The sequence below is a fragment of the Agrobacterium sp. rho-13.3 genome, from assembly GCF_033957765.2.
Lineage (GTDB): Bacteria > Pseudomonadota > Alphaproteobacteria > Rhizobiales > Rhizobiaceae > Agrobacterium.
In genome coordinates this window covers 1,079,850-1,105,754 of the sequence record NZ_CP192774.1, presented here as the reverse complement: position 1 = coordinate 1,105,754, position 25,905 = coordinate 1,079,850, and the positions used below count along the sequence as shown (strand labels likewise).

The 25,905-nt window shown below is 55.7% G+C and carries 25 protein-coding genes; 7 read left to right on the top strand and 18 right to left on the bottom strand.

The window, feature by feature from the left end:
• Positions 1-4: 4 nt before the first annotated feature.
• Together RMR16_RS05500 and cysG are read right to left on the bottom strand one after the other, a co-directional pair.
• Complete coding sequence (locus RMR16_RS05500; protein WP_320199987.1) at positions 5-319, bottom strand: DUF2849 domain-containing protein; 315 nt, start codon at positions 317-319, stop codon at positions 5-7.
• Positions 312-1,772 carry a siroheme synthase CysG gene (gene cysG, locus RMR16_RS05495; protein WP_320200116.1) on the bottom strand — a complete coding sequence of 487 codons (1,461 nt, stop codon included), beginning with the start codon at positions 1,770-1,772 and terminating at the stop codon, positions 312-314. The genes RMR16_RS05500 and cysG overlap by 8 nt, the downstream gene beginning before the upstream one ends.
• Before the next feature lie 233 nt (positions 1,773-2,005).
• Between cysG and RMR16_RS05490 the strand changes: the two genes are divergently transcribed.
• Both RMR16_RS05490 and mazG read left to right on the top strand, forming a co-directional pair.
• Positions 2,006-2,593 (top strand): nucleoside deaminase, encoded by a 588-nt coding sequence (locus RMR16_RS05490; RefSeq protein WP_320199988.1) that lies wholly within the window; start codon positions 2,006-2,008, stop codon positions 2,591-2,593.
• 25 nt (positions 2,594-2,618) lie between these two features.
• On the top strand, positions 2,619-3,455 hold the full coding sequence (mazG, locus tag RMR16_RS05485; protein WP_320199989.1) for a nucleoside triphosphate pyrophosphohydrolase: 837 nt from the start codon (positions 2,619-2,621) through the stop codon (positions 3,453-3,455).
• A 16-nt stretch (positions 3,456-3,471) separates the two neighbouring features.
• On the opposite strand, the gene RMR16_RS05480 is transcribed toward mazG, so the two are convergent.
• The 9 genes from RMR16_RS05480 to dusB all read right to left on the bottom strand — a co-directional run bounded on the left by RMR16_RS05480 (position 3,472) and on the right by dusB (position 15,483).
• Positions 3,472-4,752: a GGDEF domain-containing protein gene (locus tag RMR16_RS05480; RefSeq protein WP_432354406.1), complete on the bottom strand. Its 1,281-nt coding sequence runs from the start codon at positions 4,750-4,752 to the stop codon at positions 3,472-3,474.
• Positions 4,753-4,820: 68 nt separating this feature from the next.
• A complete protein-coding gene (gene hflX / locus RMR16_RS05475) occupies positions 4,821-6,266 on the bottom strand; it encodes a GTPase HflX (RefSeq protein WP_320199991.1) in 1,446 nt (481 codons plus the stop codon).
• A gap of 85 nt (positions 6,267-6,351) precedes the next feature.
• Complete coding sequence (hfq, locus tag RMR16_RS05470; RefSeq protein ID WP_003496145.1) at positions 6,352-6,594, bottom strand: RNA chaperone Hfq; 243 nt, start codon at positions 6,592-6,594, stop codon at positions 6,352-6,354.
• A 190-nt stretch (positions 6,595-6,784) separates the two neighbouring features.
• On the bottom strand, positions 6,785-8,161 hold the full coding sequence (trkA, locus tag RMR16_RS05465; RefSeq protein ID WP_432354403.1) for a Trk system potassium transporter TrkA: 1,377 nt from the start codon (positions 8,159-8,161) through the stop codon (positions 6,785-6,787).
• Positions 8,162-8,191: 30 nt separating this feature from the next.
• Positions 8,192-9,556, bottom strand: a complete 1,365-nt coding sequence (locus RMR16_RS05460) for a sigma-54-dependent transcriptional regulator (RefSeq protein WP_320199992.1) — start codon at positions 9,554-9,556, stop codon at positions 8,192-8,194.
• Positions 9,546-11,816, bottom strand: a complete 2,271-nt coding sequence (locus tag RMR16_RS05455) for a sensor histidine kinase NtrY-like (protein WP_320199993.1) — start codon at positions 11,814-11,816, stop codon at positions 9,546-9,548. Before RMR16_RS05455 ends, RMR16_RS05460 begins: the two co-directional genes overlap by 11 nt.
• A gap of 147 nt (positions 11,817-11,963) precedes the next feature.
• Complete coding sequence (ntrC, locus tag RMR16_RS05450) at positions 11,964-13,415, bottom strand: nitrogen regulation protein NR(I) (RefSeq protein ID WP_320199994.1); 1,452 nt, start codon at positions 13,413-13,415, stop codon at positions 11,964-11,966.
• Positions 13,412-14,560: a two-component system sensor histidine kinase NtrB gene (locus RMR16_RS05445; protein WP_320199995.1), complete on the bottom strand. Its 1,149-nt coding sequence runs from the start codon at positions 14,558-14,560 to the stop codon at positions 13,412-13,414. The genes ntrC and RMR16_RS05445 overlap by 4 nt, the downstream gene beginning before the upstream one ends.
• Positions 14,557-15,483 (bottom strand): tRNA dihydrouridine synthase DusB, encoded by a 927-nt coding sequence (dusB, locus tag RMR16_RS05440; protein ID WP_320200117.1) that lies wholly within the window; start codon positions 15,481-15,483, stop codon positions 14,557-14,559. Before dusB ends, RMR16_RS05445 begins: the two co-directional genes overlap by 4 nt.
• Positions 15,484-15,827: 344 nt before the next feature.
• Here dusB and RMR16_RS05435 point away from each other — a divergent pair, with 344 nt between their 5' ends.
• Together RMR16_RS05435 and RMR16_RS05430 are read left to right on the top strand one after the other, a co-directional pair.
• Positions 15,828-17,000 carry a bifunctional 2-C-methyl-D-erythritol 4-phosphate cytidylyltransferase/2-C-methyl-D-erythritol 2,4-cyclodiphosphate synthase gene (locus tag RMR16_RS05435; RefSeq protein WP_320199996.1) on the top strand — a complete coding sequence of 391 codons (1,173 nt, stop codon included), beginning with the start codon at positions 15,828-15,830 and terminating at the stop codon, positions 16,998-17,000.
• 8 nt (positions 17,001-17,008) lie between these two features.
• The gene (locus tag RMR16_RS05430) at positions 17,009-17,512 is read left to right on the top strand and encodes a CinA family protein (protein WP_320199997.1); all 504 of its coding nucleotides are present in this window, start codon (positions 17,009-17,011) and stop codon (positions 17,510-17,512) included.
• Here RMR16_RS05430 and RMR16_RS05425 read toward each other — a convergent pair.
• Positions 17,500-17,949 (bottom strand): type II toxin-antitoxin system RatA family toxin, encoded by a 450-nt coding sequence (locus RMR16_RS05425; protein ID WP_320199998.1) that lies wholly within the window; start codon positions 17,947-17,949, stop codon positions 17,500-17,502. The two genes, RMR16_RS05430 and RMR16_RS05425, sit on opposite strands and share 13 nt — an antisense overlap.
• A gap of 9 nt (positions 17,950-17,958) precedes the next feature.
• Complete coding sequence (locus RMR16_RS05420) at positions 17,959-18,528, bottom strand: AAA family ATPase (protein ID WP_320199999.1); 570 nt, start codon at positions 18,526-18,528, stop codon at positions 17,959-17,961.
• Between the two features lie 187 nt (positions 18,529-18,715).
• Between RMR16_RS05420 and RMR16_RS05415 the strand changes: the two genes are divergently transcribed.
• The 3 genes from RMR16_RS05415 (at position 18,716) to RMR16_RS05405 (ending at position 20,734) form a co-directional block, all read left to right on the top strand.
• Positions 18,716-18,898: a hypothetical protein gene (locus RMR16_RS05415; RefSeq protein ID WP_111838309.1), complete on the top strand. Its 183-nt coding sequence runs from the start codon at positions 18,716-18,718 to the stop codon at positions 18,896-18,898.
• A 100-nt stretch (positions 18,899-18,998) separates the two neighbouring features.
• A complete protein-coding gene (locus RMR16_RS05410) occupies positions 18,999-19,739 on the top strand; it encodes an AraC family transcriptional regulator (protein ID WP_320200000.1) in 741 nt (246 codons plus the stop codon).
• A gap of 62 nt (positions 19,740-19,801) precedes the next feature.
• Complete coding sequence (locus tag RMR16_RS05405; protein WP_320200001.1) at positions 19,802-20,734, top strand: DMT family transporter; 933 nt, start codon at positions 19,802-19,804, stop codon at positions 20,732-20,734.
• A 195-nt stretch (positions 20,735-20,929) separates the two neighbouring features.
• Here RMR16_RS05405 and lipA read toward each other — a convergent pair whose 3' ends face one another.
• The 5 genes from lipA to RMR16_RS05380 form a co-directional block, all read right to left on the bottom strand.
• Entirely contained in the window at positions 20,930-21,901 is a 972-nt protein-coding gene (gene lipA, locus RMR16_RS05400) for a lipoyl synthase (RefSeq protein ID WP_320200002.1), read from the bottom strand.
• Positions 21,902-21,934: 33 nt separating this feature from the next.
• Complete coding sequence (locus RMR16_RS05395) at positions 21,935-22,183, bottom strand: GlsB/YeaQ/YmgE family stress response membrane protein (protein ID WP_320200003.1); 249 nt, start codon at positions 22,181-22,183, stop codon at positions 21,935-21,937.
• 79 nt (positions 22,184-22,262) lie between these two features.
• Positions 22,263-23,708: a dihydrolipoyl dehydrogenase gene (gene lpdA, locus RMR16_RS05390; RefSeq protein ID WP_320200004.1), complete on the bottom strand. Its 1,446-nt coding sequence runs from the start codon at positions 23,706-23,708 to the stop codon at positions 22,263-22,265.
• Positions 23,709-23,828: 120 nt separating this feature from the next.
• Complete coding sequence (locus RMR16_RS05385; RefSeq protein ID WP_320200005.1) at positions 23,829-24,473, bottom strand: SGNH/GDSL hydrolase family protein; 645 nt, start codon at positions 24,471-24,473, stop codon at positions 23,829-23,831.
• Positions 24,474-24,534: 61 nt separating this feature from the next.
• Positions 24,535-25,905, bottom strand: a complete 1,371-nt coding sequence (locus RMR16_RS05380) for a pyruvate dehydrogenase complex dihydrolipoamide acetyltransferase (RefSeq protein WP_320200006.1) — start codon at positions 25,903-25,905, stop codon at positions 24,535-24,537.

The following is a 25,905-nucleotide window of genomic DNA, read 5'->3' as shown; positions in this document are numbered from 1 at the left end:
TTCCTCAGACTGCGATGAAGGCTGCGTCAGCTGGCTTGAAGCCGTTGGCATAATGTATGGTTGGGCCTGCGGCGCGGATACGCTCACGCAGGCGGGTTGGCCACAAAAAGCCGTTGTCTTCCGTGACCTCAACGATGGCAACATCAACCACCTTGTTGGCAGAGAAATCACGCTTACCGATTTCCTCCAGCGAGGCCACCGCCTCCGCATGGCGTGCAACGAGGGCTGATTGAAGATTTTCGCTCCACTCGCCATTGGCATCGAGCCAGACGGCAATGCCATCGCCCAGACGGTTGGCTGTCAGAACCTTGTCAACCATTTGCATACTCCTGTTTCAGACCCTGATGCGTACCCGTTAAGGCAAGCGCTTCGGATCTTTCAAAATTCGCACCGGCAACTGCATCACCAATGATGACCATGACCGGACCAGCAAGTTCATCGCGATGTTCAAGCGCCGGCAAATCTCTCAATGTGCCGTGCATGAGGCGACGATAAGACCGGCTGGCATTCTCGATAACAGCGACGGTCGTGTCAGCATTCAAGCCCGCGTTCATAAGCCGTGTAGCAACCGAGGCAGCAACAGAGCGGCCCATGTAAACGGCGATTGTCGCGCCCGATACGGCGAGACGCGCCCAATCCGGCAACACATCACCGGCAAGATCGTGGCCGGTGGTGAAGATCAGCGACGATGCAACACCGCGCAGCGTCAGTGGCAATTCAAAGTCGGCAGCAGCAGCGAAAGCAGAGGTGATGCCCGGTACGATTTCATAACCGATGCCCGCTTCACGCAACGCGGCCATTTCTTCCGCCGCACGACCATAAATCAGCGGATCGCCGGATTTAAGGCGCACGACGCGCTTGCCCTGCTCTCCCAGCGACACAAGCAATTTATTGATGTCGCTTTGTGACTTGGAATGACAGCCCTTGCGTTTACCCACGGAAAGACGCTCCGCGTCACGGCGGCCCATATCGACAATTTCCTGCGGCACCAGTGCATCATACACGATGACATCCGCTTGCATCAGAACGCGCTGCGCACGCAAAGTCAGCAGGTCTTCCGCGCCGGGACCAGCACCGACCAGCCAGACATAACCATCATGCCGTTCTGGCGATTGCAAAAGCTGCGCAGCTGCGTTGTGGGCGGCGTCGATATCATTCAGTGCCACGGCGTCGGCCACGCTGCCTGAGAAGAACCGGCGCCAGAAATTACGCCGAAGTGCGCCCTTCGGCACATTCTGCTCCGCTGCGTCACGATATTCCACCGCAAGACGCGCCAGACGACCAAGCGACGGTGCAAGCATCTGGTCTATGCGCGCCCGGATAAGCTGGCCAAGCACAGGCCCCGCCCCTTCAGTACAGATTGCCACTGCAAGGGGCGCACGAGACACCAGACCCGGCGTATAGAAATCGCAATATCCAGGCTGGTCCACCGCGTTTGCCGGGATAGATTTCGCACGGGCCACATCAACGATTTCGCGGTCCAGCGCCTCATCCCCAGTCGCAGCGAAGACAAGAACCATGCCGTCCACAAGTTCCGGTGAGAACGGAATCCGATGATGGGTTACCTTACCCTGCGCGAGCAGCGCCGCATAATCATCTTGCGGGGCATCGGAAAAAGCGCAAATCTCAGCACTGGTATTGAGAAGCAGACGAACCTTTGCAAAGGCTTCATCGCCATTACCAAAAACCGCGACAGACCGCCCCTCCACCTTGAAAAAAGCAGGAAAAGTCGTAAGCCGATGATCGGCTTTATCTGAAGGGTCTTGCAGCATGGCCATAATATGTCCGATCAAGCGCCAGGATTGAAGGTACAGAAATTCGCTTGCTATATTGCAGTAGATTTTTATTTCTCAGCAAGCTCTGATTTGGAGGAAAAGCAACCGATGCGAAGAAATAGTCACGCTGTTGTAATTCCACCTATTTTCTACAAAAATTCTAGTCTTTTCGGGCGTTTTTTGTTCTAAACGCCATCAACCAAGAAGCCGCAAACCGACAGGAAATTACCTTGACTGAACGTACAATAGCCTCTCGTCTGCTCAACGTCATTGAGAGCGATATTCTGCCCTTGACGGTGCGCGGCGTATCACTTGGAAACAAGGTTTTCGGCGCAGCCATTCTGCGAAAGTCCGATCTCTCGCTGGTGATCGCCGAAACCAACAATGAGTTGGACAACCCGCTGTGGCACGGCGAAGTTCACACATTGAAGCGGTTTTACGAGTTGGGTGAGAAGCCGGACACCAAAGACCTGATTTTTCTGTCCACGCACGAACCCTGCACCATGTGCATGTCCGCAATAACATGGGCGGGCTTTGACAATTTCTATTCCTTCTTCAGCCACGAAGATTCTCGCGATGCATTTGCCATTCCGCACGATCTGAAAATTCTGAAAGAAGTTTTCGGATTGGAGCCGGGCGGTTACCATCGCAGCAACGCATTCTGGAATTCCTATTTCATCTCGGATCTGGTGGAAAACGAGGACGATCCGCTCAAAATGCAATTGAAAGAGCAGACGGCTCGCATCAAGGCGGTCTACAACGATCTCTCGGTCAACTACCAGTCGTCCAAGGGCGACAACAACATTCCGCTCAACTGAACTGCGCCTCAGAAAGCACGATCACATGGAAGCCTCCAAGGACATTTCCCGTCTCATCGAAATCATGGAGGCATTGCGCCAGCCGGAAACGGGATGTCCCTGGGACATCGTCCAGACGTTTGAGACCATCAAGCCTTATACGGTGGAAGAAGCCTACGAGGTCGCCGACGCTATTGAGCGCAATGACATGGACGATCTCTGCGACGAGCTTGGCGACCTGTTGTTGCAAGTCGTTTTTCATGCGCGAATTGCCGAGGAAATGGGCGAATTTTCCTTCGGTGATGTGGTGCATGCCGTAACGTCCAAAATGATCCGCCGCCATCCGCATGTGTTTGCCGTTTCTGCGGCAGACACTCCCGAGTCCGTAAAAATCCAGTGGGATGTCATCAAGGCGGCTGAAAAGCGGGAACGTGCAGAACGCCGGTTGAAGCGCGGCATAACCGGGGATTTCAAGGCGGGATTTCTTGGCTCAATCCAGCGCACCCAACCGGCGTTGACCGAGGCGTTGAAGCTTCAGGAGCAAGCCGCACGCGTCGGTTTCGATTGGTCTGCGCCGGAGCCCATTCTCGACAAGATCGAGGAAGAGATAAAGGAACTGCGCGAGGCACTTGCGAGCGGCAAGCCTGAGAAGGTTGCGGATGAACTGGGCGATTTGATTTTCGCGCTGGTTAACATCGGTCGCCATGTCAAAACCGACCCCGAAAACGCGTTAAGAGGCACCAACACGAAGTTCCGCCGCCGTTTCAATCACATCGAGACGTCACTGACAGAGAACGGCGAAACGCTCGAATCTGCCACGCTGGAGCGGATGGAAGATTTGTGGCAGGCAGCCAAGGCCATCGAGCGTCAAATCGTCGACTGATCGCAAGTGATGTTGATTAGCCGGCGTGACGCATGTTGCTGGAAATGCCGGGAGCGTCGGCAAAATCATCGGGCCGATAGACAGTCAGGCGATCACGTCCGGCTGCTTTCGAAGCGTAAAGTGCCATATCAGCCATTTTCATGAGAGCGTGCGGGGTGGTGTTTTTCTCTTCGCACACGGCAAGTCCCATGCTCAACGTCGCAACGACTTTCTGCTCATCAATCGTGTGTTTTATTGAACTGACGAACTGGCGAATGCTTTCGGCCAATATCGACGCTTCGCCCTCGCCGGTTGCCGGAAGAAACAGAATGAACTCCTCGCCGCCGAAACGGGCAAAGCTGTCATTCGGACGGATGCGGATCGATAGCTCCCGCGCAACTCTCACAAGCACCTCATCGCCGGCCAGATGACCGAAGCCATCATTGATGCGCTTGAAGTGATCGATGTCGATCATCACAATTGCATCTCCCTGCCGCAAAACGGTGGGCAGGCGGACGGAAAACGAGCGGCGGTTTGGAACGCCGGTCAAAATATCGAGATCGGCCAGCCTCTTTAAGCCTTCCTCAGCCCGCTCTTTCACCAGAGCGAGAACGAAAACGGCGATGGCAAAATGGCACACGATCGATACGAAGAACGCATTTCTCGGCGCGATAAACGCTATTTTGGGAAGAAGCGTGCCGATGACAACAAGCGCGCTGAGAAACGCAGCAAACGCAATCGTCGCCGCAAGAGTCTTGCGCACAGGCAGCCGCTCAACGATCCGATCCGAGAAAACGGTGTAGGCTGCGGCGAACAGCAAAATCGCCGATGCGGTTTGTGATGCGGCCGTTCGCGCTTCCGTAACGACGTACAAACCCGTCACGACAAGCGATGCGCACACCAAGACCGGCAACAGCAGAATAAACCACTCTCTACGCCGACGTTTCTGGCTGCTGATTCTGCACATTCCGATCCAGAAAATCGAATAGCCGACCAGACCTGCGAAGTTACCTGCCAGTGAAAAGAGATTGGTGAAATCTGTAAATATCTTGCCCAAGCTGACCAAGGTGGAGGCCATTGAAACGAGAAAAAAACCGATCGCAAGAAAACCCAAGCCGACGCTTTCACGCGATTGCGAGCGGACATACAGAAAGCACAGTGCTGCAACGAAGAAAGAAAGCTTATGAAGAAGCAGAACTGTCGGTAGATCCAAGGGTTGTAACATTATTATCGGCTCGTCTGAACGGAGCGACAATATCGCATAAAGCGTGTTACGAAACCCTAACAACTGAGGGACAATTGGTTGCGTATTGCGCATAACAGATATGCGCCAAAAGCTTTAGTTTTAGATAACGATTCTTCGTTTTTGACAAAACGCAAAACGGGCTATCGCTCCCAGTCTTCAGTCTCGATTTTCTGTGCTTTGCCCAATCGTTGATCAAGCTCCAGCGTCTGCGCTTCGGACAGCCGTAAATCGAGGGTAACGGAACCGTCCTCATTGTCCTCGCGAGAAACAACGATGGCGTTATTGTAAACCCAAGATAGAAACGGCAATTGCTCCGGGTTCAGTACGACAGTGGTTTCCGTCAACACGCCTGAAAGCCGATTCGATATCTCGTCCATGAGATTATCGACGCCCTCGCCGGTGACGGCAGACACAGCGCGGACATTTGCCCTGCCCTCTGCCTTTTGCACGATGGCATCATGTGCCTCGAGATCAAGGCGATCGACCTTGTTCCAGACTTCGATGATCTTCTCGTCAGCAACTTTTTCATCGATGCCGAGATCGCTGAGAATGCGCAGCACATCTGCGGACTGCGCGCTGTTGTCAGGATCGGCCATATCCCGAACGTGCAGAATGAGGTCGGCTTCCAGCACTTCTTCCAGTGTTGCGCGGAATGCAGCCACCAAATGCGTTGGAAGATCAGAGATGAAACCAACCGTGTCGGACAGAATAACCGTGCGACCATGCGGCAGTTTCATGCGGCGCAGAGTGGGGTCAAGCGTTGCGAACAACATGTCTTCGGCCAGCACGCCAGCCCCGGTAATCCGGTTAAACAGCGTCGATTTTCCGGCGTTGGTATATCCAACAAGCGCAACAATCGGGTGCGGTACCTTGCGGCGCTTGGCACGGTGAAGCTGGCGCGTGCGCACCACTTGCTCCAACTCGCGCTCCAGCTTCACAATGCGATCTTGCAGCAAACGACGGTCGGCCTCGATCTGGGTTTCACCGGGACCACCCATAAAACCCGCGCCACCGCGCTGGCGCTCAAGGTGGGTCCAGCTTCTGACCAGACGGCCCTTTTGATAATTCAAATGGGCGAGATCAACCTGAAGCGTGCCCTCTTTTGTCGAGGCGCGGCGACCGAAGATTTCCAGGATCAGACCTGTACGGTCGATGACCTTGGCATTCCATTCTTTTTCAAGATTACGCTGCTGAACGGGCGTCAAAGGGTGGTCGACGATGACCAGACCGGAGTTGGTCTCATCCAGCAATTGCCCAATTTCCTCCACCTTGCCACTGCCGAACAACGTAGCGGGGCGGGGCTGGTTGACAGGAACGATCAAGCCTTCAGAAACGTGCAGGTCGATGGCGAGAGCAAGACCTTTTGCCTCTTCGAGCTTTGCTTCCATGCTGCGCAAAGGCGCCGTCGCCGTTGCCTCCCGCGAGCTTCGCGCCTGTTTCAAAACCGGTATGATAACCACCGCACGCATATCGTCCCGGTGCTTTTCGAGCTCGGGAATAATGGATTCATTCGATGTATCGCGGGTTGAAATGTGCTCGTACCTTCTTGCTTGTCCAGGCGCCGTCAGGAAAAGACGGATACGCATCTAGCGGAAAACAACGGTCCCGGTTTTAGGTTCCGTTGTTGGCCGCATCATCGTTGGAATATACGCTTTAATTAAGCCGCGCTGCTTACGCAGCACCCTCTTCCGACTCAAACATCTGCATCGGCTGGCCGGGCATGATTGTCGAAATTGCGTGCTTGTAGACGAGCTGGGAGTGCCCATCACGACGCAGCAGAACACAGAAATTGTCGAAAGATGTAACAACGCCTGTCAGCTTGACACCGTTGATAAGAAAAATAGTCAACGAAATCTTTTGCTTACGAACAGTGTTCAGGAAAAGATCTTGCAGGTTTTGAGAACGTTCCGCCATAGCGCCGATTCTTTCTTTTTTGCCCGGATGGGACACCGGGAAATAAACATATCAATAATAGGATCGGTTGAGCGTCGTCCCCTGCCAGCCGATCAGCACCTCTGGTATCAAATCACGATCTGTTCCGCAATCTCGAAAAACTCACCCGGATTCGATCGGACAGGCTTTTTCTCCGTTCGCGAACGGTATTTTAGAAGTATTGAATGGATACACGGAATAGCTGTTCCACGTCACGCACAGCATCTGCCGATGCAAACAATATGACGCGATCCTTCGCTTTGATTTTGGTGTTTCCATCCGGTCGCAAAACACATTTGTCGCGATATATGACGCCGATGCGAATACCATTCGGCAGGTCGATATCCCGCAGCGCCTGCCCGACGAGCGGCGATGTTTCCAGCGCTTCCGCTTCGATGATTTCACCATTGCCCCGCTGCACCGCATAGACCGAGCGAATGCGGCCTTTTCTGACGTGCTGCAACACGCGCGAAATCGTCACGGCGCGTGGGTTGATGAAGGCATCAAGACCAAGAGATTTTGCGACATCGTGGAAAGACGGCCCATTCAGCAAGGCCAGGTTCGACTTGCAGCCAAGCTGCTTTGCCATCACGGCGCCGAGGATGTTCGTCTGGTCGTTGTTGGTCAGCGTCACAATCAGGTCGGCGTCCTGAATGTCTGCCTGATGCAGAATTTTCTGGTCGAGTACCGAACCGTTCAACACGATGGTGGAGTTAAGCTGTTCCGACGCTGCGATCGCACGCTCGCGGTCAAGTTCAATGATTTTCACCCGTGTCTGCGGCTGAATTTCCTCGATGGAGCGCGCAACATATTGCCCGATATTACCGCCGCCCGCGATGACGATGCGGCTTGCTTCTTTCTCTTCGTGGCCGAAAAGTCCCAGCGTTCTGCGGGCGTGCTGGTGCTGACAGATCACGTAAGCCAAATCGCCGGTGCGCAATTGTTCGGACGAATCCACCGCCTTCAAATGGCCGCCGCGATAGACACCGACAACCGTTGCCACCAGATCGGGAAACAGATTGCTCAGTTGCTGCAAAGGCGTGTTGACGACCGGGCAATTCTCCATGCACTCTATGGCGAGCATAAAGACATTGTCATCGGCAAAACGCACCACATCGGTTGCGCCCGGAAAAGCGATGCGCCGCAGCACCATCTTGCCGACTTCGATCTCAGGCGAAATCGTCACGTCGATGGACATGTTCTCACGGCTGAACAGATCGCCATATTCGGGCCGAAGATAACTCTGGTCGCGGATACGGGCAATTTTTGTCGGGACGCTGAACAGCGCGTGCGCCACTTCGCACGCGACGATATTGATCTCGTCATAGAGCGTCACGGCAATGATCATATCCGCCTGATCGGCGCCTGCCTTGGCCAGCATATCGGGATGCGCGCCATGCCCTACATAGCCGCGAACATCCAGCGTTTCGGTGATAGCCGTGATCAGCGCCGCCGAGGTATCGATAACGGAGACCTCGTTATCTTCACGCGACAATTGCTCCGCAATGCCGTAACCCACTTGGCCTGCGCCGCAAATGATGACTTTCATACGCTCTCTCTGAACGGCAAGTGTAAGAAATTATACGCCAAGGGATTTCAGTTTACGGTGTAGAGCCGAGCGCTCCATCCCTACAAATTCCGCCGTTCTGGAAATATTGCCGCCGAAACGATTGATCTGCGCCATCAGATAATCACGCTCGAACATTTCGCGCGCCTCACGCAGTGGCAACGTCATGATGTGCTGATCACCCTGCGCAGAGATTTTTGGCAACATATCGCCAATGTCCGCAGGCAGCATATCCGCCGTAATCGGCGTATCGCCACCCTCAGGGCGCGCAAGGATCATCAGGCGTTCGATGTTGTTGCGAAGCTGACGGATGTTGCCAGGCCAGCCGTGTGTCTGAAGCACGGCCATCGCGTCATCACCAATCTTGCGAGGCCGAATACCGGCCTGCTCGGAAATCTGGCGCATGAACATATCCACGAGGAATGGAATATCTTCACGACGCTCCGCGAGCGCCGGCACCTTGACCGGAACGACGGCCAGACGATGATACAGGTCTTCACGAAACAGACCGTCAGCGATCAATCCTTCGAGGTTGTGGGCCGTGGAGGAGATAATGCGAACATCGACCTTCACGCGTTTTCCACCACCGACACGCTCAAACTGTTGGTCCACCAGAACGCGCAAAATCTTGTTCTGCGTTTCGCGGGGCATTTCGCCGACTTCATCCAGATAAAGAACGCCGCGATGCGCTTCTTCCAGCGCGCCGACCTTGCGCGGTTGTCCGGGCAGGCCTTCCGTGCCGAAAAGCGCAATTTCCATGCGGTCAGGCGTGATAGTCGCGGCATTCAGGGCCACGAAAGGACCGGTTGCACGCGAAGACTTCTTATGGATCATCCGCGCCACCAACTCCTTGCCGGAGCCGGATGGGCCGAGGATCATGATGCGGCTGTTGGTGGGCGACACGCGATCAATCGTCTGGCGCAACTGTGAAACGGCTAGCGACGCGCCGATCAATTCAACCGCGTCGCCGGTCCGCTTTTTTAGCTCGAGTACCTCACGTTTCAGCTTCGAGTTCTCAAGGGCGCGCTCGGCAATCAGAATCAGGCGGTCGGCCTTAAAGGGCTTTTCGATGAAATCGAAGGCACCACGCTTGATGGCATTGACCGCCGTTTCAATGTTGCCATGACCGGAAATCATCACCACGGGAAGATCAGGGTGGCGGCTCTTGATTTCGTCCAGAAGGGCCAAGCCATCCAGTTTGCTGCCCTGCATCCAGATATCGAGGAATATCAGCCGCGGCACGCGCTCGGAGATTGCAGCCAGCGCGCTGTCACTGTCAAAAGCCATGCGTGTTTCATGGCCCTCATCGGACAAAATACCTGCCACGATTTCGCGGATGTCCGCCTCATCGTCCACGACCAGAATATCAGACGCCATATGCAACTTCCTTGTCATTTTCGCTGCCAGCCGCTTCGACATGCGGCAACAGAACTCTGATCATGGCGCCGTGGCCGTGATCGAAATCGGCAGGCGCATCGTGCAACTCAAGATGACCGCCGTGTTCTTCAATAATCTTCTTGACGATTGCGAGACCAAGGCCCGTGCCTTTCTCGCGCATCGTCATGTAGGGTTCTAAAATGCGGTGACGGTTTTCGACCGGAAGCCCCCGGCCATTATCGATCACATCCGCAATGAAGCGGTTGTTTTCCACATCGAAGGACGCCCTGACGAGGATTTTTCCTTCGCGTGGATGCTCGCTCGTTTCAACAGCTTCGATGGCCTCAGTGGCATTCTTGATAAGGTTACCGAAGGCTTGGCCCAACATGCGGGCATCGAACATGCCCTGAAGCGCATCGTCACCAAACTCGGTTACAAACGTCACATGCGCTGCGCCCATTTCCCTGAGGAATGTGGCGTCCTTGAGGATGGTGCGCAAATCCGACATCTCTTTGGTCGGCTTCGGCATACGCGCAAAGGCGGAAAACTCATCCACCATGCGGCCGATATCGCCCACCTGGCGCACGATGGTGTCCGTACACTGATCGAACACGGCACGGTCGGCTTCGTCGTGGATCTGCTTGCCGAAGCGGCGTTTGATGCGTTCTGCGGAAAGCTGGATCGGTGTCAGCGGGTTTTTGATCTCATGTGCGATGCGCCGCGCAACTTCCGACCAGGCGGTGGAGCGCTGAGCAATCACGAGATCGGTAATGTCGTCCAACGTGATGACATAGGATTCGTGACCATCGCGGGCGTCTTCGCGCGTGACCTGGACGTTGAGCGTTCTTTCCTTGCCGCGCCGGATGATGTTGATCTGATTGCGGAAATCCATGCGCGCCGATGCGGCGGCTTCGGTCACGACATGTTCGATTTCCGGTGCCACGTCCACCAACGGCGCACCAAGAAGGTCTGCGGCAGACACGGCTAGAAACTCTTCAGCGGATGGATTGGCAATGGTGATGTTGCGGTGTTCATCAACGCCGATCACGGCGGCAGTTACACCCGAAAGCACGGCTTCGATGAAGCGGCGGCGATTGTCGATATCATCCTTGGCCTCGATGATTTCGCCCTGCTGGCTGCGGATTTCGGAGATCATCTTGTTGAAGGTACGGGACAAACGCCCCACGTCGCCATCGACGGCACGCACAGGAACGAGCACATGCATGTTGCCCATGGCCACGCTGTCAGCAGCGCTGATCAGCAGCCGGATGGGTCGGACGATCCGGTCAGCAACGGCGATGGCCGTCCAGATCGCAGCGAGAAGCACGATCAGCGCAAAGCCGAGATAGAGAATGGCAAAGGCTATTTGCAGCGGCGCTCGGCCCGCTTCCATGGCTTTATATTCAGCCCGGTTTTCTTCCATCAGCCGCATGGCCGACATGACCTTCGGGTCCACAGCGCGCACCGTATAAAGGAACGTGCCGTTGATGCCTTCCAGCTTTATAATCGCGCCAACAAGGTTGGTGATCCCAGGCGGAATGAGCGTCGGTTGACCGGCGGCGGCTTTCTCAAGCGCGTCTTGTGGAATGGCGGGAAGCGGCTTTTCGGTCGGTATATCGGCCTGAACAACGGCATCGCCATCTTCCTGCACAAGAAATGCGCCTAAAAAACCACGCCCCTTTGCCTGCCTCGTCATCAACTCAACAAAGCCGGTACGATCCAGATAAAAGAGAGCACGGTTGCGATCTAGGTCTGTCGCCATCGACAGCGTCTGACCCTGCAAATAACCAGCATTTTCCAGCATGTACGCTTGGGCAATATTGCTGGATGAATCCACGATTGCCTGCGTGCGAATGGCAAACCAGCGATCAAGCCCGACATTCAGCGTGATACTGGCGAAGATTGCCACCAGCACTGCGGGTGTGATCGCCACAATGGAAAACAGCGCAACGATGCGCACATGCAATCGTGCCGCCGCCCGGCCCCTGCGTCGCGCCTTGATAAGCCGACTGATTTCGCGGCCGATCAGATACATCAGCCCGAGAATAAACACAGAGTTGATGACGACGGATGCGATGACGACGTTTGAGGTCGGCGCAATGGGGGTAAGGCCCAGCAGCACAAACAAGGTGAGCATGGCGCAGACAAGTGCGATGCCCGCAAGCACAAGCCCCGGCAAGGCAAAGGACATGCGCCGATCAGCGATCACGACATCCGCTGACGCTCGCTCAGAAATCCTATCGGCGACAGACTTGCGCATCGATCATCTTCCCTGCCACTCCATGCAGCAACACAATCTTGAAAAGAAGAAGCCACACTCGCAAAAAGCGAATCCGTAGCTTCCCCGTGATTTTCAAGCAACACATTGTGGCGAAAATGCAACGACCACCGCGTATTGTCAACCGTATCAGGCGGTTCTGGAGCTTCGATAGACCGACACACCAAGCTCGCGAATCTTCTTGCGCAGAGTGTTTCGGTTGAGGCCGAGAAGGTCGGCTGCCTTGATCTGGTTGCCACGTGTGGCAGTCAGCGCAGCGAGAATGAGTGGATACTCCATCTCCGTCAAAACACGGTCATAAAGGCCGGGTGGCGGCAGGTTTTCACCAAAACTGGAGAAATAATCCCGCATGTTTTCTTCTACGGCCTGCGAGATCGTCATCGATCCGTTGCGCACCGCAGTCCGGTCAATCGGGCTATCTGGAACATCGGATTGAAGCTCCTGATCGATGATTTCGCGTGTGATAACTTCCTGTGGATAGAGCGCCATCAAACGGCGGATGAGGTTTTCCAGCTCACGCACGTTGCCCGGCCACGCATAGGCCTTCATCAATTCCAGCGCTTCGGTTTCGAAACGCTTGCCCTCAAGCCCTTCCTTTTCCCCCGTCTGGATGAAATGGCGAACGAGGTCTGGAATGTCTTCTGCACGATCACGCAGCGGCGGCAGGCGCAAAGGCACCACGTTGAGGCGATAATAAAGGTCTTCGCGGAACAGGCCCTGATTGATGGAGGTCTTCAAATCCTTGTTGGTCGCTGCCACGATGCGAACATCGGTGCGGATGGGCGTGCGCCCGCCGACTGTGGTGTATTCGCCCTGCTGAAGAACTCGGAGAAGACGGGTCTGCGCATCCATCGGCATATCGCCGATTTCATCCAAAAACAGCGTGCCCCCCTCGGCCTGTTCAAACCGGCCCGTGGAACGGTTCTGTGCGCCGGTGAAGGCACCTTTTTCATGGCCGAAAAGTTCGGACTCGATCAGATCACGCGGAATGGCCGCCATGTTGATCGCCACGAAGGGGCCATTGCGGCGCTTGCCGTAGTCATGCAGCGCGCGCGCCACCAGTTCCTTACCCGTACCGGACTCGCCGGTAATCATCAGCGTCAGGTCCGTCTGCATCAAACGCGCCAGCACGCGGTAGATTTCCTGCATGGCGGCAGAGCGACCGACCAGCGGCATACCGTCCTGCATATCGTCGTCCAGCTTGGCTGGCTTGCGCTTTGGCTCAGACAAGGCGCGACCGATGATAGCGATGAGTTCTGTGAGGTCGAAGGGCTTGGGCAGATAATCGTAAGCACCTTTTTCTGATGCCTTGATGGCCGTCATAAAGGTGTTCTGTGCGCTCATCACCAGAACGGGCAGATCAGGCCTTGCCTTTTTGATGCGTGGCAGAAGATCGAATGCGTTCTCATCCGGCATCACCACGTCGGTCACAACCAGATCGCCCTCGCCCGCCGAAACCCAGCGCCAGAGCGTTGCCGCATTGGAGGTGATACGCACGTCATACCCGGCACGGCTGAGAGCCTGATTGAGAACGGTGCGGATGGCTGCATCGTCATCGGCCACGAGAATCGTTGCTGTCATGATTTGTGTCCTGTCGGGTTCGGCAAGATGCTATCGTCAGCCGCCACTTCGGGCGAGACGGGCATTAATACGCGGAAAGTGGTGCGATGATTCTGGCTGTCACATTCCACGATGCCGCCATGGGCACCGATAAGTTTTGCGACGAGCGCAAGGCCAAGGCCGGAACCATTGGTCTTCGTTGTAATGAACGGATCGAAAAGATGCGGCACGAGATCAGCTGGAACGCCGGGGCCATTATCATGCACGCAGAATTCCAAAGGCAGTGAAATGCGCTCTCGCGTACCCGCCACAGACAGGCGAATGCCGGGACGATAGGCCGTCGTCAGAATGATTTCGCCGTCCTGCTGATTGCCGACGGCTTCCGCCGCATTCTTCACCAGATTGAGGAAGACCTGCACCAGCTGATCGCGATTGGCATAAACCGCAGGCAGAGATGGATCGTAATTCTCGGTAATCTTGATGTTGCGGGCAAAACCGGCTTTCGCCACGGCTTTCACATGGTCCAGAACCGAGTGGATGTTGATGGGCATACGATCCACAGGCCGCTCATCGGAGAAAATCTCCATGCGGTCCACCAGCGAAACGATGCGGTCGGTCTCATCGCAGATCAGCCGCGTCAGCGCCCGGTCCTCATCGGGAACCACCGTTTCCAGCAATTGCGCGGCGCCACGAATGCCCGATAGCGGGTTTTTGATTTCATGGGCCAGCATGGAGGCAAGGCCGGTGACAGAACGCGCCGCCGCACGGTGCGTCAGTTGACGGTCGATCTTATCGGCCATCGACCGTTCCTGAAAGACAACGACGACGGAACCGGGTTCACTGACGACCGGAGCCACGTAAAGGTCCACCAACTTGTCCTGCCCCAGACGAGGCGAGGAAAGATCGACGCGATATTCGTTGACCGGTGCCCGACGCTCCCGCACCTGATCGATCAGTGCCAGCAGCGGGCTTCCGAAGGGAATGAAAGTTGAAATGCGGTAGCGGGCCAGATGCGTGGCGCTGGCACCGAAAAATGCTTCCGCTTCCCAGTTTGCAAAGGCGATGAAACCTTCTGCGTCCACAAGAATAACGGGGTTTTGCACGGCATTGAGAACAGCCATGGCGAGAGCGTTGCTGACGCCCGGTGATGCATTTCCGGCGCTCATGCGGCCTTCCTCGCAGCAGATGTTTCTGCACCCTGTTGCAAGGCAGAGCGCAGCAATGCCGTCACTTGGCCCGTGTTTTTCGATGTCATGATGTCAACCTTGTCATCCGTCTTCATGTCAGGCGCAAACCGATCCAGATACCATCCGAGATGTTTGCGCGCGTGACGAAGCCCTGCTTCAATGCCGTAAAATTCCAGCATCAATTCGTAATGTTCTACCGCGAGATCGGCGATCTGATCGTCTTTCGGCGGTGCGTGACCAGCCAAAACAGCAGGCAACCATGGTTGCCCCTGCGCCCCGCGCCCGACCATGACGGCATCAGCGCCAGAACGGCGCAAAATTTCGGTCGCGTCAGTGGCACTTTCCACATCGCCATTGGCGATCAATGGCACCGAAATGACATCGCGAACGGCCTTGATCGCATCCCAGTTCGCACGGCCTTCATAGAACTGCATACGCGTGCGGCCATGGATGGTGATGAGCTGCACACCGGCGGCTTCGGCACGGGCCGCAATTTCTGGTGCGTTGATGGAGTTTTCATCCCAACCAAGTCGCATTTTTAGCGTTACCGGCACAGTCACGGCCTTCACCGTTGCTTCGATGAGGCTGAGCGCATGGTCAGGGTCGCGCATCAGAGCAGAGCCGGAATAACCGCCCGTCACCTTTTTGGCAGGGCAGCCCATATTGATGTCGATGACGCCTGCGCCATTGTCTGCCGAAATCTTCGCAGCTTCTGCCATCCAATATGCTTCACGACCGGCCAGCTGCACCATATGCGGAACCATGCCTGCGTTCTTCAGCCGCGCCCATGATTCGCCCTTATTGGCCACAAGCTCCCGGCTGGCAACCATTTCGGTCACCACAAGACCCGCGCCAAAACGCCAGGCAAGCCGACGAAACGGCAGGTCCGTTACACCAGACATGGGTGCCAGCACCGCCCGATTACGAATGGCGACCGAGCCTATTTTGAACGGGTCCGACAAGACCGGGAGGGACAAATTGGTGATCTTTCATGCAGATTAAAATATTGCATCATTTTTAGACAGCGTTTGTGCGCTTGCCAAGCACTTTCGCTGAAATAATTGCGTGTTTTTTCGATTAGTGTCTTTGCGGCAGGCAATGGCCCGAATACGGCGGAAATGAGCGACCCACCACAGATTGCAGTCTGGCTTATTCCTGCTGGCAATTCGTTTTTTAAAGCGATAGATCAGGTCTGTAAACCTTTGTAGGGATGCATAAACGCATAGGTTCAATGCAGGAATTCACTATGAAAATCGGGATCGTCATCGTTGCAGCAGGGCGCGGAGAACGCGCCGGTTCACCGGAGGAAGGCCCGAAACAATACCGCCCTATCGGTGGCAAACCCGTTATTGAGCATACGCTGGAAACATTTCTGCGATGGCCGGATAGCGCGTCGATCATTGTGGTTATTCATGCCGATGACCGCGCCCTTTTTGAACCTATCACCAAACGTTTGAATGCCGCCGACCGGATTGGCACCGTGATGGGTGGGGCAACGCGCCAGCAATCTGTTCTCGCGGGACTGGAGGCCTTGGAAAATCAAGGCATCACGCATGTGATGATCCATGATGCAGTTCGCCCGTTCATCGCTACTGACGTTCTCAAGCGCGTGAAAGCCGCGCTTTCCGGCGGCGCAAAAGCCGTTCTGCCTGCCCTGCCCGTTGCCGACACATTAAAGCGCGGCCATGCAGGATTTGTCAGCGAGACGGTATCGCGCAGCGATCTCTATGCGGCACAGACACCACAATCCTTCGACTACGCCACTATTCTCGCAGCCCACAGAACCGCCGCGACAGAGCAGCCAGACTGCACCGATGACGCGGCAATAGCCGAGTGGGCTGGCATACCCGTGATGCTGGTGGAAGGATCTGCCGATAATGTAAAACTGACTTTGAAACGAGATATCACCATGGCTGATGAAAAGCTTTCCGCTGGCTTACCGGATGTCCGCACCGGCAATGGTTACGATGTGCACCAGCTTGAAGCAGGCGATGGCGTGATTTTATGCGGCGTGCTTATTCCGCATGATCAGAAACTGAAGGGTCATTCGGACGCCGATGTTGCCCTGCACGCCTTGACGGATGCTCTTTTGGCGACCTGTGGCGCGGGCGATATCGGCGATCACTTCCCGCCGTCCGATCCACAATGGAAGGGTGCCGCTTCGCGCATCTTTCTGGAACACGCCGCTGAAGTGGTCCGCGGCAATGGCGGAACGATCATGAATGCTGACGTGTCGCTGATTGCCGAAGCGCCACGCATTGGTCCGCACCGGCAGGCCATGCGAGAGAACCTCGCCGACATTCTCGGCATCTCGCTTGACCGCTGCTCGGTAAAGGCGACGACCAATGAAACCATCGGCTTCGTCGGCCGCCGCGAGGGCATCGCGGCCATCGCAACGGCAACAGTGGTCTATCGATAGAGGTTCGCATGAGCATATTTCCGCAGGATATCGAATCTCTGGCGCGCAAAATCGTGCTGGAGTTCACCGACCGGGGACATATGCTTTCCACGGCAGAAAGCTGCACTGGTGGGCTGATCGCGGGCGCTCTGACAGAGATTTCCGGTTCTTCCGCCGTCGTGGATCGTGGTTTCGTGACCTACACGAATGACGCCAAGATGGACATGCTGGGGGTAACGTCCGCCACGTTGAATGGATTTGGCGCAGTTTCCAAAGAAACGGCGCTGCAAATGGCGCATGGTGCGCTGTTCAGATCACGCGCCCATTTTTCCGTTGCGGTCACCGGCATTGCCGGTCCGGGTGGAGGTTCAGCGATGAAACCGGTTGGCCTCGTGCATCTAGCGGCGAAATGCCGGAACGGTCGCTTTATTCACCGGGACATGCGTTACGGCGATATCGGGCGCGATGCAGTGCGGCTGGCGACTGTCAAAACCGCGCTGGACATGCTGATCGAACTGTCTCAGTCCATATAAATCTTGTTGGCCCGCGCCTCGAACGCCTCAGCGAACATGCGGAAGGCACGGTCGAACATGGAACCCATGACGGCGCCCAGAATGCGGCTTTTGAATTCGTAATCGATGAAGAAATAGACCGAGCAGCCACCATCTTCCGTTGGCTCAAAACGCCAGCGATTGTCGAGATATTTGAACGGGCCGTCCAGATATTTCACGTCGATTGCGTGTTCTTCTGGTTTCAACAACACCTGCGTCGTGAATGTTTCGCGAAAGGCTTTGTAGCCGACCGTCATATCCGCAATCATTAATGTCTTGCCGTCTCGCTCTTTTTTAGAACGAATGGTCAAACCTTCGCAGAGCGGCAAAAATTCCGGATATCTCTCCACATCGGCAACGAGATTATACATCCGTTCTGAAGAGTGTTTGACGTGTCTGCGGGTTTCAAAGTGCGGCATGAGCCGGAGTTAATGCGCGGCGCGAATAAGATCAAGAAGGTGACGCGCATGCGCTCTGGATTTCACCTGAAATATCGGCACGTGCGGCCCGTAAAGCTCGAAATTGCGCAGAAATATCGGCGCATGGCGCTTCTCGAAGTTCCATATGTAACTGAGAAACTCTCTGTCCGGTATCGGTTCAGGGCAACCGTCCGCCATATCGGGCCGAACCGTTCCGTAATATTTCACCACCCGCCGGACAACGCCGGTGAGGCATGTCAGGCGCGGCAAACGCATCCACACGACAACGTCGGTGCGGGGCAGCCGCAGATCAAAGGTGGAGGGATTGGCACCTTCCAGCACCCACCGGTCACGGCTGACAATATTTTCGATGATGCGGCGTTGCGCGCCTGTTTCCCGTTGAGTCCAGGAGGTTAACCAGCGCACATCTCGATCAATCGAAAAATATTCCAGTTTTCTATTGTCAGCCAGCGCTCTTGAAAAAGTCGTTTTTCCGGCCCCTGAATTGCCGACGACTGTTACCCGAGATGCTTTTGAGAGAAGAGAGGCGGCGCTTTCAATGTCGTCAACGAAACCCATCCTCGTCACCCTTGCATAGCTGCTTGCAGAAATTGGCTATTGCAACCATATTAGCCTGATCACTATTTATGTGCTACAAAGATTGCAGCCATGAGATGCAACTGCGCCGGATACTCATTTTCTCGCGCTTTCATATCTGGCACGTTTCCAATAGATATCTGACCACAGAAACCTGCCGAGTACAGCAATGGACGACTTTTCCAACATCATCAATCTTCTCGAATCCGCCAAACAGCTGGCTTCCATGAACAGTATGCCCATGCTGGCGTATCTTATTGATGTCGCAAAATGTGAGGCGCGCGAGAATAAGCCGGTTCTGCGTAAGCGCAAGCGCGGCGAATCAACGATAAAACAGGAAGCCGAAGTCTGAGGTTTAGGCTGGCCGTTTGTTGTTCAACATGCGAATATGAAGGCATTGAGTGGTCGCGTCGCGGCCACATTTCGTTTTACGGGATCAGGAGGAAACACGCATGAAATCCGTGTCTGTCGACCTCCGATCGTATGGCGAAGAGCGTCCCAAGGAACGACACGGCTTCGTGCAGCTGGTTCTGCCCGTTGCCGGTCAGCTTGAAATCGACGTCTGTGGTTTGCAGGAAAAGCTATCGCCCTCGAAGGGCGTTTTGATCCATCGGGACGCACTCCACACACAAAAGAGCGATGGGTTAAACCGCTCGCTGATTGTCGATGTGGATGAAAAGAGCGTCTCTGCGCAGCTTCTCGACAACTTCTCCTCCAGACCTTTTATCGATCTTTCCCAAAGAACATTGCGGCTCGTGAACTACATGCGCCACGTCAGGCACAAGGGTAATGACGAGGTTGGCACGGACGCGCTTTGGGCAAGGATGCTCATGGAAAGTCTTGCGAACGAAAACCCGGATGTCATGTCCCGACTTTCAGCCCTCAAGGCGTTGATGGAAATCGATCCCTTTATGCCTTGGAGCCTTGAGCGCATGGCGGATCATGCAGATATCAGCGTCAGTCGACTTCACGTTATTTTCCGTGAAGAATTCGATGAAACGCCGCATATTTGGTTGTCCGATATTCGAATGAAAAAGATATGTGCGCTTTTGGCGCACTCTTCGCTGGCCGTCGCGGAAATTGCCGATAGGGCCGGCTTTTCCGATCAAACCGCCCTCACCCGCGCCATGAAGAAAACGATGGGCACCACACCGGCTGCATACAGACGCGCAAATAACGCCCAACAACAGTAGTTTATGTCAAGACAGCCCGCCTCGGCCATGGCAAACAGCCCGTGGCAACGAATGGGCATGACATGAACAAGACTGGAACAGGTGTATTTTACGGCATGTTGGCGGGCGCGCTTTGGGGCGGAATATTTCTCGCTCCAAAGCTCATCCCCGCCGGCTTCACGCCATTGCAGCTTTCCACGGCGCGATATCTTACCTACGGCCTCATCGCCCTCATCCTGATCGGCCCGAAAATCCGGCGCGTGGCCTCGCGTTTCGGCAAGGCGGAATGGATTGCGCTGGGCTGGCTGAGCCTTGTCGGCAACATCATCTATTATGTTTTGATCTCGACGGCGGTGCAGCTGAGTGGCGTCGCCTTCACCTCGATTATAATAGGCTTTTTGCCTGTGGCAGTCACGATCATTGGCAGTCGCGATCACGGTGCTGTTTCCCTCAAACGCCTCTGGCCGTCGCTGCTCTTCGGCGCAATCGGCATCCTCGGCATTTCATGGCAATCGCTGACGGAAGGTGACGGCGGACTGGATATGGCAAAGATCGTGGGTCTTGCCTGTGCCCTTGGCGCACTCGCTTCATGGACAGCCTTCGCCGTTGGAAACGCCCGCTGGCTCACCCGCTTGCATGACGTCACTGCCGATGAGTGGAACCTGATGACAGGCGTTGTGACAGGGGGCTTGGCGCTGGCGCTGGCCATTCCCGCCTTTGCCTTTGGCGAGACCGTCCACACCAATGAAGACTGGACGCAATTCCTGGCGGTCGCTGCCGGGCTCGGCTTCTCAGCCTCTATCCTCGGTAATGCCCTGTGGAACCGCATGAGCCGCCTGCTGCCGCTGACGATGGTGGGGCAGATGATCCTGTTCGAAACACTGTTTGCTTTGCTCTACGGTTTTCTGTGGGAGCAGCGTGGACCGACGCTGATCGAAAACGCGGCTATTGTTTCAGTCGTGGTGAGCGTGTTGCTGTGTATGCAGGCGCATAGGCCCACCAAGGTGCATGGGTAAATATTACTTGTGAGGTGTGGGCGTGAGTTTTTTTGAACAGGCTCATAGCACCCTCATTCGTCATGCTCGAGCTTGTCCCGAGCATCTGCTACGCCTCATTTTTTGCCACGTCGGTAGATCCTCGGGACAAGCCCGAGGATGACGTCGAGAGTGACTGATGCGCTGAAATATCCGGTGTCACTTGCTGACAGCAGCTTATTCCGCAGCCGCCAGCAGCTTCTTCTCGCGATTAGCACGCAGACGTTCAAAGTCATCACCCGCATGGTGAGAAGAACGGGTCAGCGGGCTGGATGACACCATCAGGAAGCCCTTGGTGTATGCGATCGTCTCGTAAGACTTGAACTCTTCCGGTGTCACAAACGCTTCGACCTTGTGGTGCTTGCGCGTTGGCTGGAGATACTGGCCGATGGTCAGGAAGTCGACATCCGCGGTGCGCAAGTCGTCCATCAATTGCAGCACTTCATTGCGCTCTTCACCCAGGCCAACCATGATGCCGGATTTGGTGAACATGGTGGGGTCCAGTTCCTTCACGCGCTGCAACAGCCGCACGGAGTGGAAGTAGCGCGCACCCGGACGAACCGTCAGATAGTTGCCCGGAACGGTTTCCATGTTGTGGTTGAACACGTCTGGCTTGGCAGCCACGACACGCTCCAGCGCGCCCGGCTTTTTCAGGAAGTCTGGCGTCAGGATTTCGATGGTCGTATTGGGTGCAGAAGCGCGGATCGCCCAGATCACCTTCTCGAAATGCTCGGCACCACCGTCTGCCAGATCGTCGCGGTCCACAGAGGTGATGACGACGTGGCTGAGGCCCATCTGTTTGACGGCCTTTGCAACGTTCTCGGGCTCAAGCATATCGAGCGCATTCGGCTTGCCGGTGGAGACATTACAGAAGGCGCAGGCGCGGGTGCAAATCTCACCCATGATCATGAAGGTGGCGTGCTTCTTTTCCCAGCACTCGCCAATATTCGGACAGCCAGCCTCCTCGCAGACGGTCACCAGCTTGTGTGACCGCACCAGTTCGCGCGTCTCATGGTAACCCTTGGACGTCGGCGCTTTAACGCGAATCCAGTCCGGCTTGCGCATGACTTCGGTATCAGGCCGTTTTGCCTTTTCCGGGTGGCGAACGCGCTTTTCTTCCAGCGATGTCCTGTCGAGAATAGTGACCATAAGAGACCTGCTTCTACCGTGTTTTAAACGGGTTTAACGCCTGACGAGCTTGGCAAGAAATAACAGAATGCTGGCGCCCAAGAAAGATGTGACGAAATAGCCCAAGCGGCTGTCCTGCACGAACACATCGAAAGTCCGCAACACGGCCACGGCCACAACGGAACCAACGATACCAAGAATGATATTCATGAAAATGCCGAAACGCATGTCCATGAGTTTACCAGCAAGCCAACCAGCCAATCCGCCGATGAAGATTGCCGCAATCCAGCCTACACTTTCCATTCCATACTCCCGTCAACCACAGTTTAGCGACATATGGTGTACCCGGCCCGCCAAGGCAATGCCGGGTATTGCCGGATATTTATGCGTTCAGCACGCGTCCATAGGCGTCGAGAACACTTTCCTTCATCATTTCCGAAAGGGTCGGATGCGGGAAGATCGTGTGCATCAGTTCTTCCTCGGTGGTTTCGAGGTTCATGGCGACGACAAAGCCCTGAATGAGTTCGGTGACTTCCGCACCAACCATGTGCGCGCCGATCAGTTCGCCGGTCTTCTTGTCGAAAATGGTCTTGACCATGCCCTGATCTTCACCCAGCGCAATCGCCTTGCCGTTGGCCGAGAAGGAATAACGGCCAACGCGGATGTCGCGGCCCAGTTCCTTCGCCTTGGCTTCCGTTAGGCCAACCGAGGCGACCTGCGGGTTGCAATAGGTGCAGCCGGGGATTTTCAGCTTGTCCATTGGGTGAACATTCGGCAAACCGGCAATCTTTTCGATGCAGATCACGCCTTCATGCTCTGCCTTGTGAGCCAGCATTGGCGGACCCGCGACATCGCCAATGGCATAAAGACCGGGAACATTGGTCTTGCCGTAACCGTCAATCACCACGCAACCGCGATCCGTCTTCACGCCAAGCGCTTCCAGACCTAGATTTTCGATATTGCCCTGCACGCCGACAGCCGAAATCAGGCGATCCGCAATGATCTGCTGAACCTTGCCGTCCTTGGTTTCGACATGCGCCGTAATCGAATTCGCGCCCTTATCGACCTTGGACACCTTGGCTTCCGTGATGATCTTGAGGCCGCGCTTTTCCAACTGCTTGCGGGCGAGTGTGGAAATTTCAACGTCTTCCACCGGCATGACATTGGCCATCAACTCAACAACCGTCACATCCACGCCCATGGAGCGGTAGAAGGAGGCAAACTCGATGCCAATGGCACCGGAGCCCATCACGACGATGGATTTCGGCATGAAATCAGGCTTCATGGCTTCGAAGTAAGTCCAGATCAGCTTGCCATCCGGCTCGATGCCGGGCAGTGCGCGTGGACGCGCACCTGTGGCGACAATGATGTGTTTTGCCGTGTAAGTGCCCTCACCCAGCACGCCCTTTGGAACCGGGTTCTGTGGCTCGACAACAGGCTTGGAGGATTTGCCAACGACGATCTCGTTCGGCTTGGTCAGCTTTGCCTCGCCCCAGATGACGTCGATCTTGTTCTTTTTCATCAGGTAGGCAACGCCGCCGTTCAGGCGCGCGGAAACGCCACGCGAACGGGCGACCACTTCCTTGACGTCTGCTGTGATGGTGCCTTCTAGCTTCAAGCCGTAGCTCTTGGCATGATTGGCGTTGTCCAGAACTTCAGCGGAGCGCAGCAGCGCCTTGGTCGGAATGCAGCCCCAGTTCAGGCAGATGCCGCCCAGATGCTCGCGCTCGACGATAGCCGTCTTCAGGCCCAGTTGTGCGGCGCGAATGGCCGTGACGTAACCGCCCGGACCCGAACCGATGATGATGACGTCATAAGACTGAGCCATTGTTGTTTCCTGCCTTTGTCTTCTTGAGGGCAACACCTTGGTCGCCGCTTCAATCGATTGTCTCTTTTAAATGACGCATCATGCTTTCCGAAAATCGATCCCGATTTTCGGGCCGATGCGCTAAATTCCAAGCATCATGCGCACCACAGGCTCCAGCCCGCGACCAATCGCACGTGTGTTTTCAGCATCCAGATGCACACCATCAAGAGGTGTCGTTACCGCGACAGATGCGGCATCGAAAAAGCCGCAGCCCTTCTCATCCGCCAGATCGCGATAGAGTGAACCCATCATCTGCGACTGCTCGATTGCACCTGCATACATGGCAGCAAAAAATTCGTTGCCCGTTTCGCAAATGTGCGGCGCGGAAACGATCAGTATTTCCGGCTGCTCTTGCTCAAAGGACCAGATGTGGTGGCGCACCAGCTGTATAAGGCGCTCCACGCCTTTCACTGCACCAACCGCAGAACCGGCACCGATGCCTCGCTTGAGATCATTGGTGCCGAGCATGATGATGACGAGATCAAGCGGACCATGGCTGTGCAAAAGCGTGGGCAAGATGCGCGCGCCGTTGCGGTCACAGTCCGAAAGATGATCATCATACGCGGTCGTCCGGCCGTTCAGGCCTTCGGCAATGACATTCACGTCCGTTCCCAACGCCCTTTGCAGCACGCTGGGCCAGCGATCTTCAAAGGCATGACGACCGAGATTTTCGGCGTCATAACCCCATGTCAAACTATCGCCATAGCAAAGAACGGTTTTTGTCACGTCCAACTCCTGAATGGAGCGAGCCGAAAACCGTGATCCGGTTTCCGGCCCGGGTGGTTTCTTAGACCAGCATGCCCATCGGGTTTTCGATGTAGCGCTTGAAGGCAGAAGCGAGTTCCGCACCGAGCGCACCGTCGATGACGCGGTGGTCGAAGGCGAAAGTCGCGGTCATCACCGTACCTACTTCGATCTTGCCGCCGCGTACGACCGGCTTCTCCACGCCAGCACCGATCGAAACGATGGATGCCTGCGGCAGATTAACGATCGACGTGAACGAAGAGACGCCGAACATGCCGAGGTTAGACACAGACGTTGTGCCGCCCTGATATTCTTCCGGCTTCAGCTTCTTATCGCGGGCACGCTTGGCGAGATCCTTGACCTCGTTGGAAATGGCCGAAAGGGTCTTCGTCTCGGCATTTCTCACGATAGGCGTGATCAGACCATCCGGGATCGACACAGCGACGCCGACATCGGCGTGCTTGTGCAGAACACGGGCCGTCGAAGTCCATGAGGCATTCGCCATCGGAACGTCACGCAGCGCAAGCGCCATCGCCTTGATGATGAAGTCGTTGACGGAAAGCTTGAAGGCCGGAACCTCGCCCTTCTCCGTCTTCTTCACCGGTGCCGAGGCATTGATCTCGGCGCGCAGCTTCAGCATCGCATCGAGTTCGCATTCCATCGAGACCGTGTAGGAAGGTACGGTCTGCGTCGACTCCGTCAGGCGCGAGGCAATCGTCTTGCGCATGCCGTCATGCGGCAGAAGTTCGTAAGAGCCTTCCGCAAACAGCTTGAGAACGTTTTCGTCCGACGGACCCTTGGCAGGTGCAGGAGCCGGAGCGCCAGCGGATGCAGCAGCAGCCGGAGCCGCCTTCGCACCACCGGAAGCGACGGCCTTTTCCACGTCGGTCTTGACGATGCGGCCATGGGGGCCGGAACCGGAAACCGCGACGAGATCAAGACCGGCATCCTTTGCCAGACGCCGTGCCAGAGGCGACGCGAAGATGCGTTCGCCGGACTTTGCGACAGGCGGTGGCGTGGACGGTGCAGGGCCTTGATCGGCAACGGGCTTTTCAGCCTTGGCCGGTGCTGCTGCTTCTGCCTTTGGTGCTTCGGTCTTGGCTTCCTGTTTCGGAGCCTCAGCCTTTGCAGGTGCGGCATCGCCGCCCTTTGCAGCTTCAGCTACATCTTCGCCTTCACCAGCCAGGATCGCGATCACGGCGTTGACTTTAACGCCTTCGCTGCCGGCTGGAACGAGAAGCTTTGCAACCACACCCTCATCCACGGCTTCCACTTCCATGGTCGCCTTGTCGGTTTCGATCTCAGCGATAACATCGCCGGGACCAACTTTATCGCCTTCCTTGACCAACCACTTGGTAAGGTTGCCTTCTTCCATCGTGGGAGACAGGGCAGGCATTGTGATGTTGATAGGCAT

Excerpts from the sequence above, each read along its gene's own strand:
- RMR16_RS05500 (WP_320199987.1), bottom strand. The coding sequence starts at position 319 with ATGGTTGACAAGGTTCTGACAGCCAACCGTCTGGGCGATGGCATTGCC.
- cysG (WP_320200116.1), bottom strand. The coding sequence starts at position 1,772 with ATGCTGCAAGACCCTTCAGATAAAGCCGATCATCGGCTTACGACTTTT.
- mazG (WP_320199989.1), top strand. The coding sequence starts at position 2,619 with ATGGAAGCCTCCAAGGACATTTCCCGTCTCATCGAAATCATGGAGGCA.
- RMR16_RS05480 (WP_432354406.1), bottom strand. The coding sequence starts at position 4,752 with ATGCGCAATACGCAACCAATTGTCCCTCAGTTGTTAGGGTTTCGTAAC.
- hflX (WP_320199991.1), bottom strand. The coding sequence starts at position 6,266 with ATGCGTATCCGTCTTTTCCTGACGGCGCCTGGACAAGCAAGAAGGTAC.
- hfq (WP_003496145.1), bottom strand. The coding sequence starts at position 6,594 with ATGGCGGAACGTTCTCAAAACCTGCAAGATCTTTTCCTGAACACTGTT.
- trkA (WP_432354403.1), bottom strand. The coding sequence starts at position 8,161 with ATGAAAGTCATCATTTGCGGCGCAGGCCAAGTGGGTTACGGCATTGCG.
- RMR16_RS05460 (WP_320199992.1), bottom strand. The coding sequence starts at position 9,556 with ATGGCGTCTGATATTCTGGTCGTGGACGATGAGGCGGACATCCGCGAA.
- RMR16_RS05455 (WP_320199993.1), bottom strand. The coding sequence starts at position 11,816 with ATGCGCAAGTCTGTCGCCGATAGGATTTCTGAGCGAGCGTCAGCGGAT.
- ntrC (WP_320199994.1), bottom strand. The coding sequence starts at position 13,415 with ATGACAGCAACGATTCTCGTGGCCGATGACGATGCAGCCATCCGCACC.
- RMR16_RS05445 (WP_320199995.1), bottom strand. The coding sequence starts at position 14,560 with ATGAGCGCCGGAAATGCATCACCGGGCGTCAGCAACGCTCTCGCCATG.
- dusB (WP_320200117.1), bottom strand. The coding sequence starts at position 15,483 with ATGTCTGGTGTAACGGACCTGCCGTTTCGTCGGCTTGCCTGGCGTTTT.
- RMR16_RS05435 (WP_320199996.1), top strand. The coding sequence starts at position 15,828 with ATGAAAATCGGGATCGTCATCGTTGCAGCAGGGCGCGGAGAACGCGCC.
- RMR16_RS05430 (WP_320199997.1), top strand. The coding sequence starts at position 17,009 with ATGAGCATATTTCCGCAGGATATCGAATCTCTGGCGCGCAAAATCGTG.
- RMR16_RS05425 (WP_320199998.1), bottom strand. The coding sequence starts at position 17,949 with ATGCCGCACTTTGAAACCCGCAGACACGTCAAACACTCTTCAGAACGG.
- RMR16_RS05420 (WP_320199999.1), bottom strand. The coding sequence starts at position 18,528 with ATGGGTTTCGTTGACGACATTGAAAGCGCCGCCTCTCTTCTCTCAAAA.
- RMR16_RS05415 (WP_111838309.1), top strand. The coding sequence starts at position 18,716 with ATGGACGACTTTTCCAACATCATCAATCTTCTCGAATCCGCCAAACAG.
- RMR16_RS05410 (WP_320200000.1), top strand. The coding sequence starts at position 18,999 with ATGAAATCCGTGTCTGTCGACCTCCGATCGTATGGCGAAGAGCGTCCC.
- RMR16_RS05405 (WP_320200001.1), top strand. The coding sequence starts at position 19,802 with ATGAACAAGACTGGAACAGGTGTATTTTACGGCATGTTGGCGGGCGCG.
- lipA (WP_320200002.1), bottom strand. The coding sequence starts at position 21,901 with ATGGTCACTATTCTCGACAGGACATCGCTGGAAGAAAAGCGCGTTCGC.
- RMR16_RS05395 (WP_320200003.1), bottom strand. The coding sequence starts at position 22,183 with ATGGAAAGTGTAGGCTGGATTGCGGCAATCTTCATCGGCGGATTGGCT.
- lpdA (WP_320200004.1), bottom strand. The coding sequence starts at position 23,708 with ATGGCTCAGTCTTATGACGTCATCATCATCGGTTCGGGTCCGGGCGGT.
- RMR16_RS05380 (WP_320200006.1), bottom strand. The coding sequence starts at position 25,905 with ATGCCTATCAACATCACAATGCCTGCCCTGTCTCCCACGATGGAAGAA.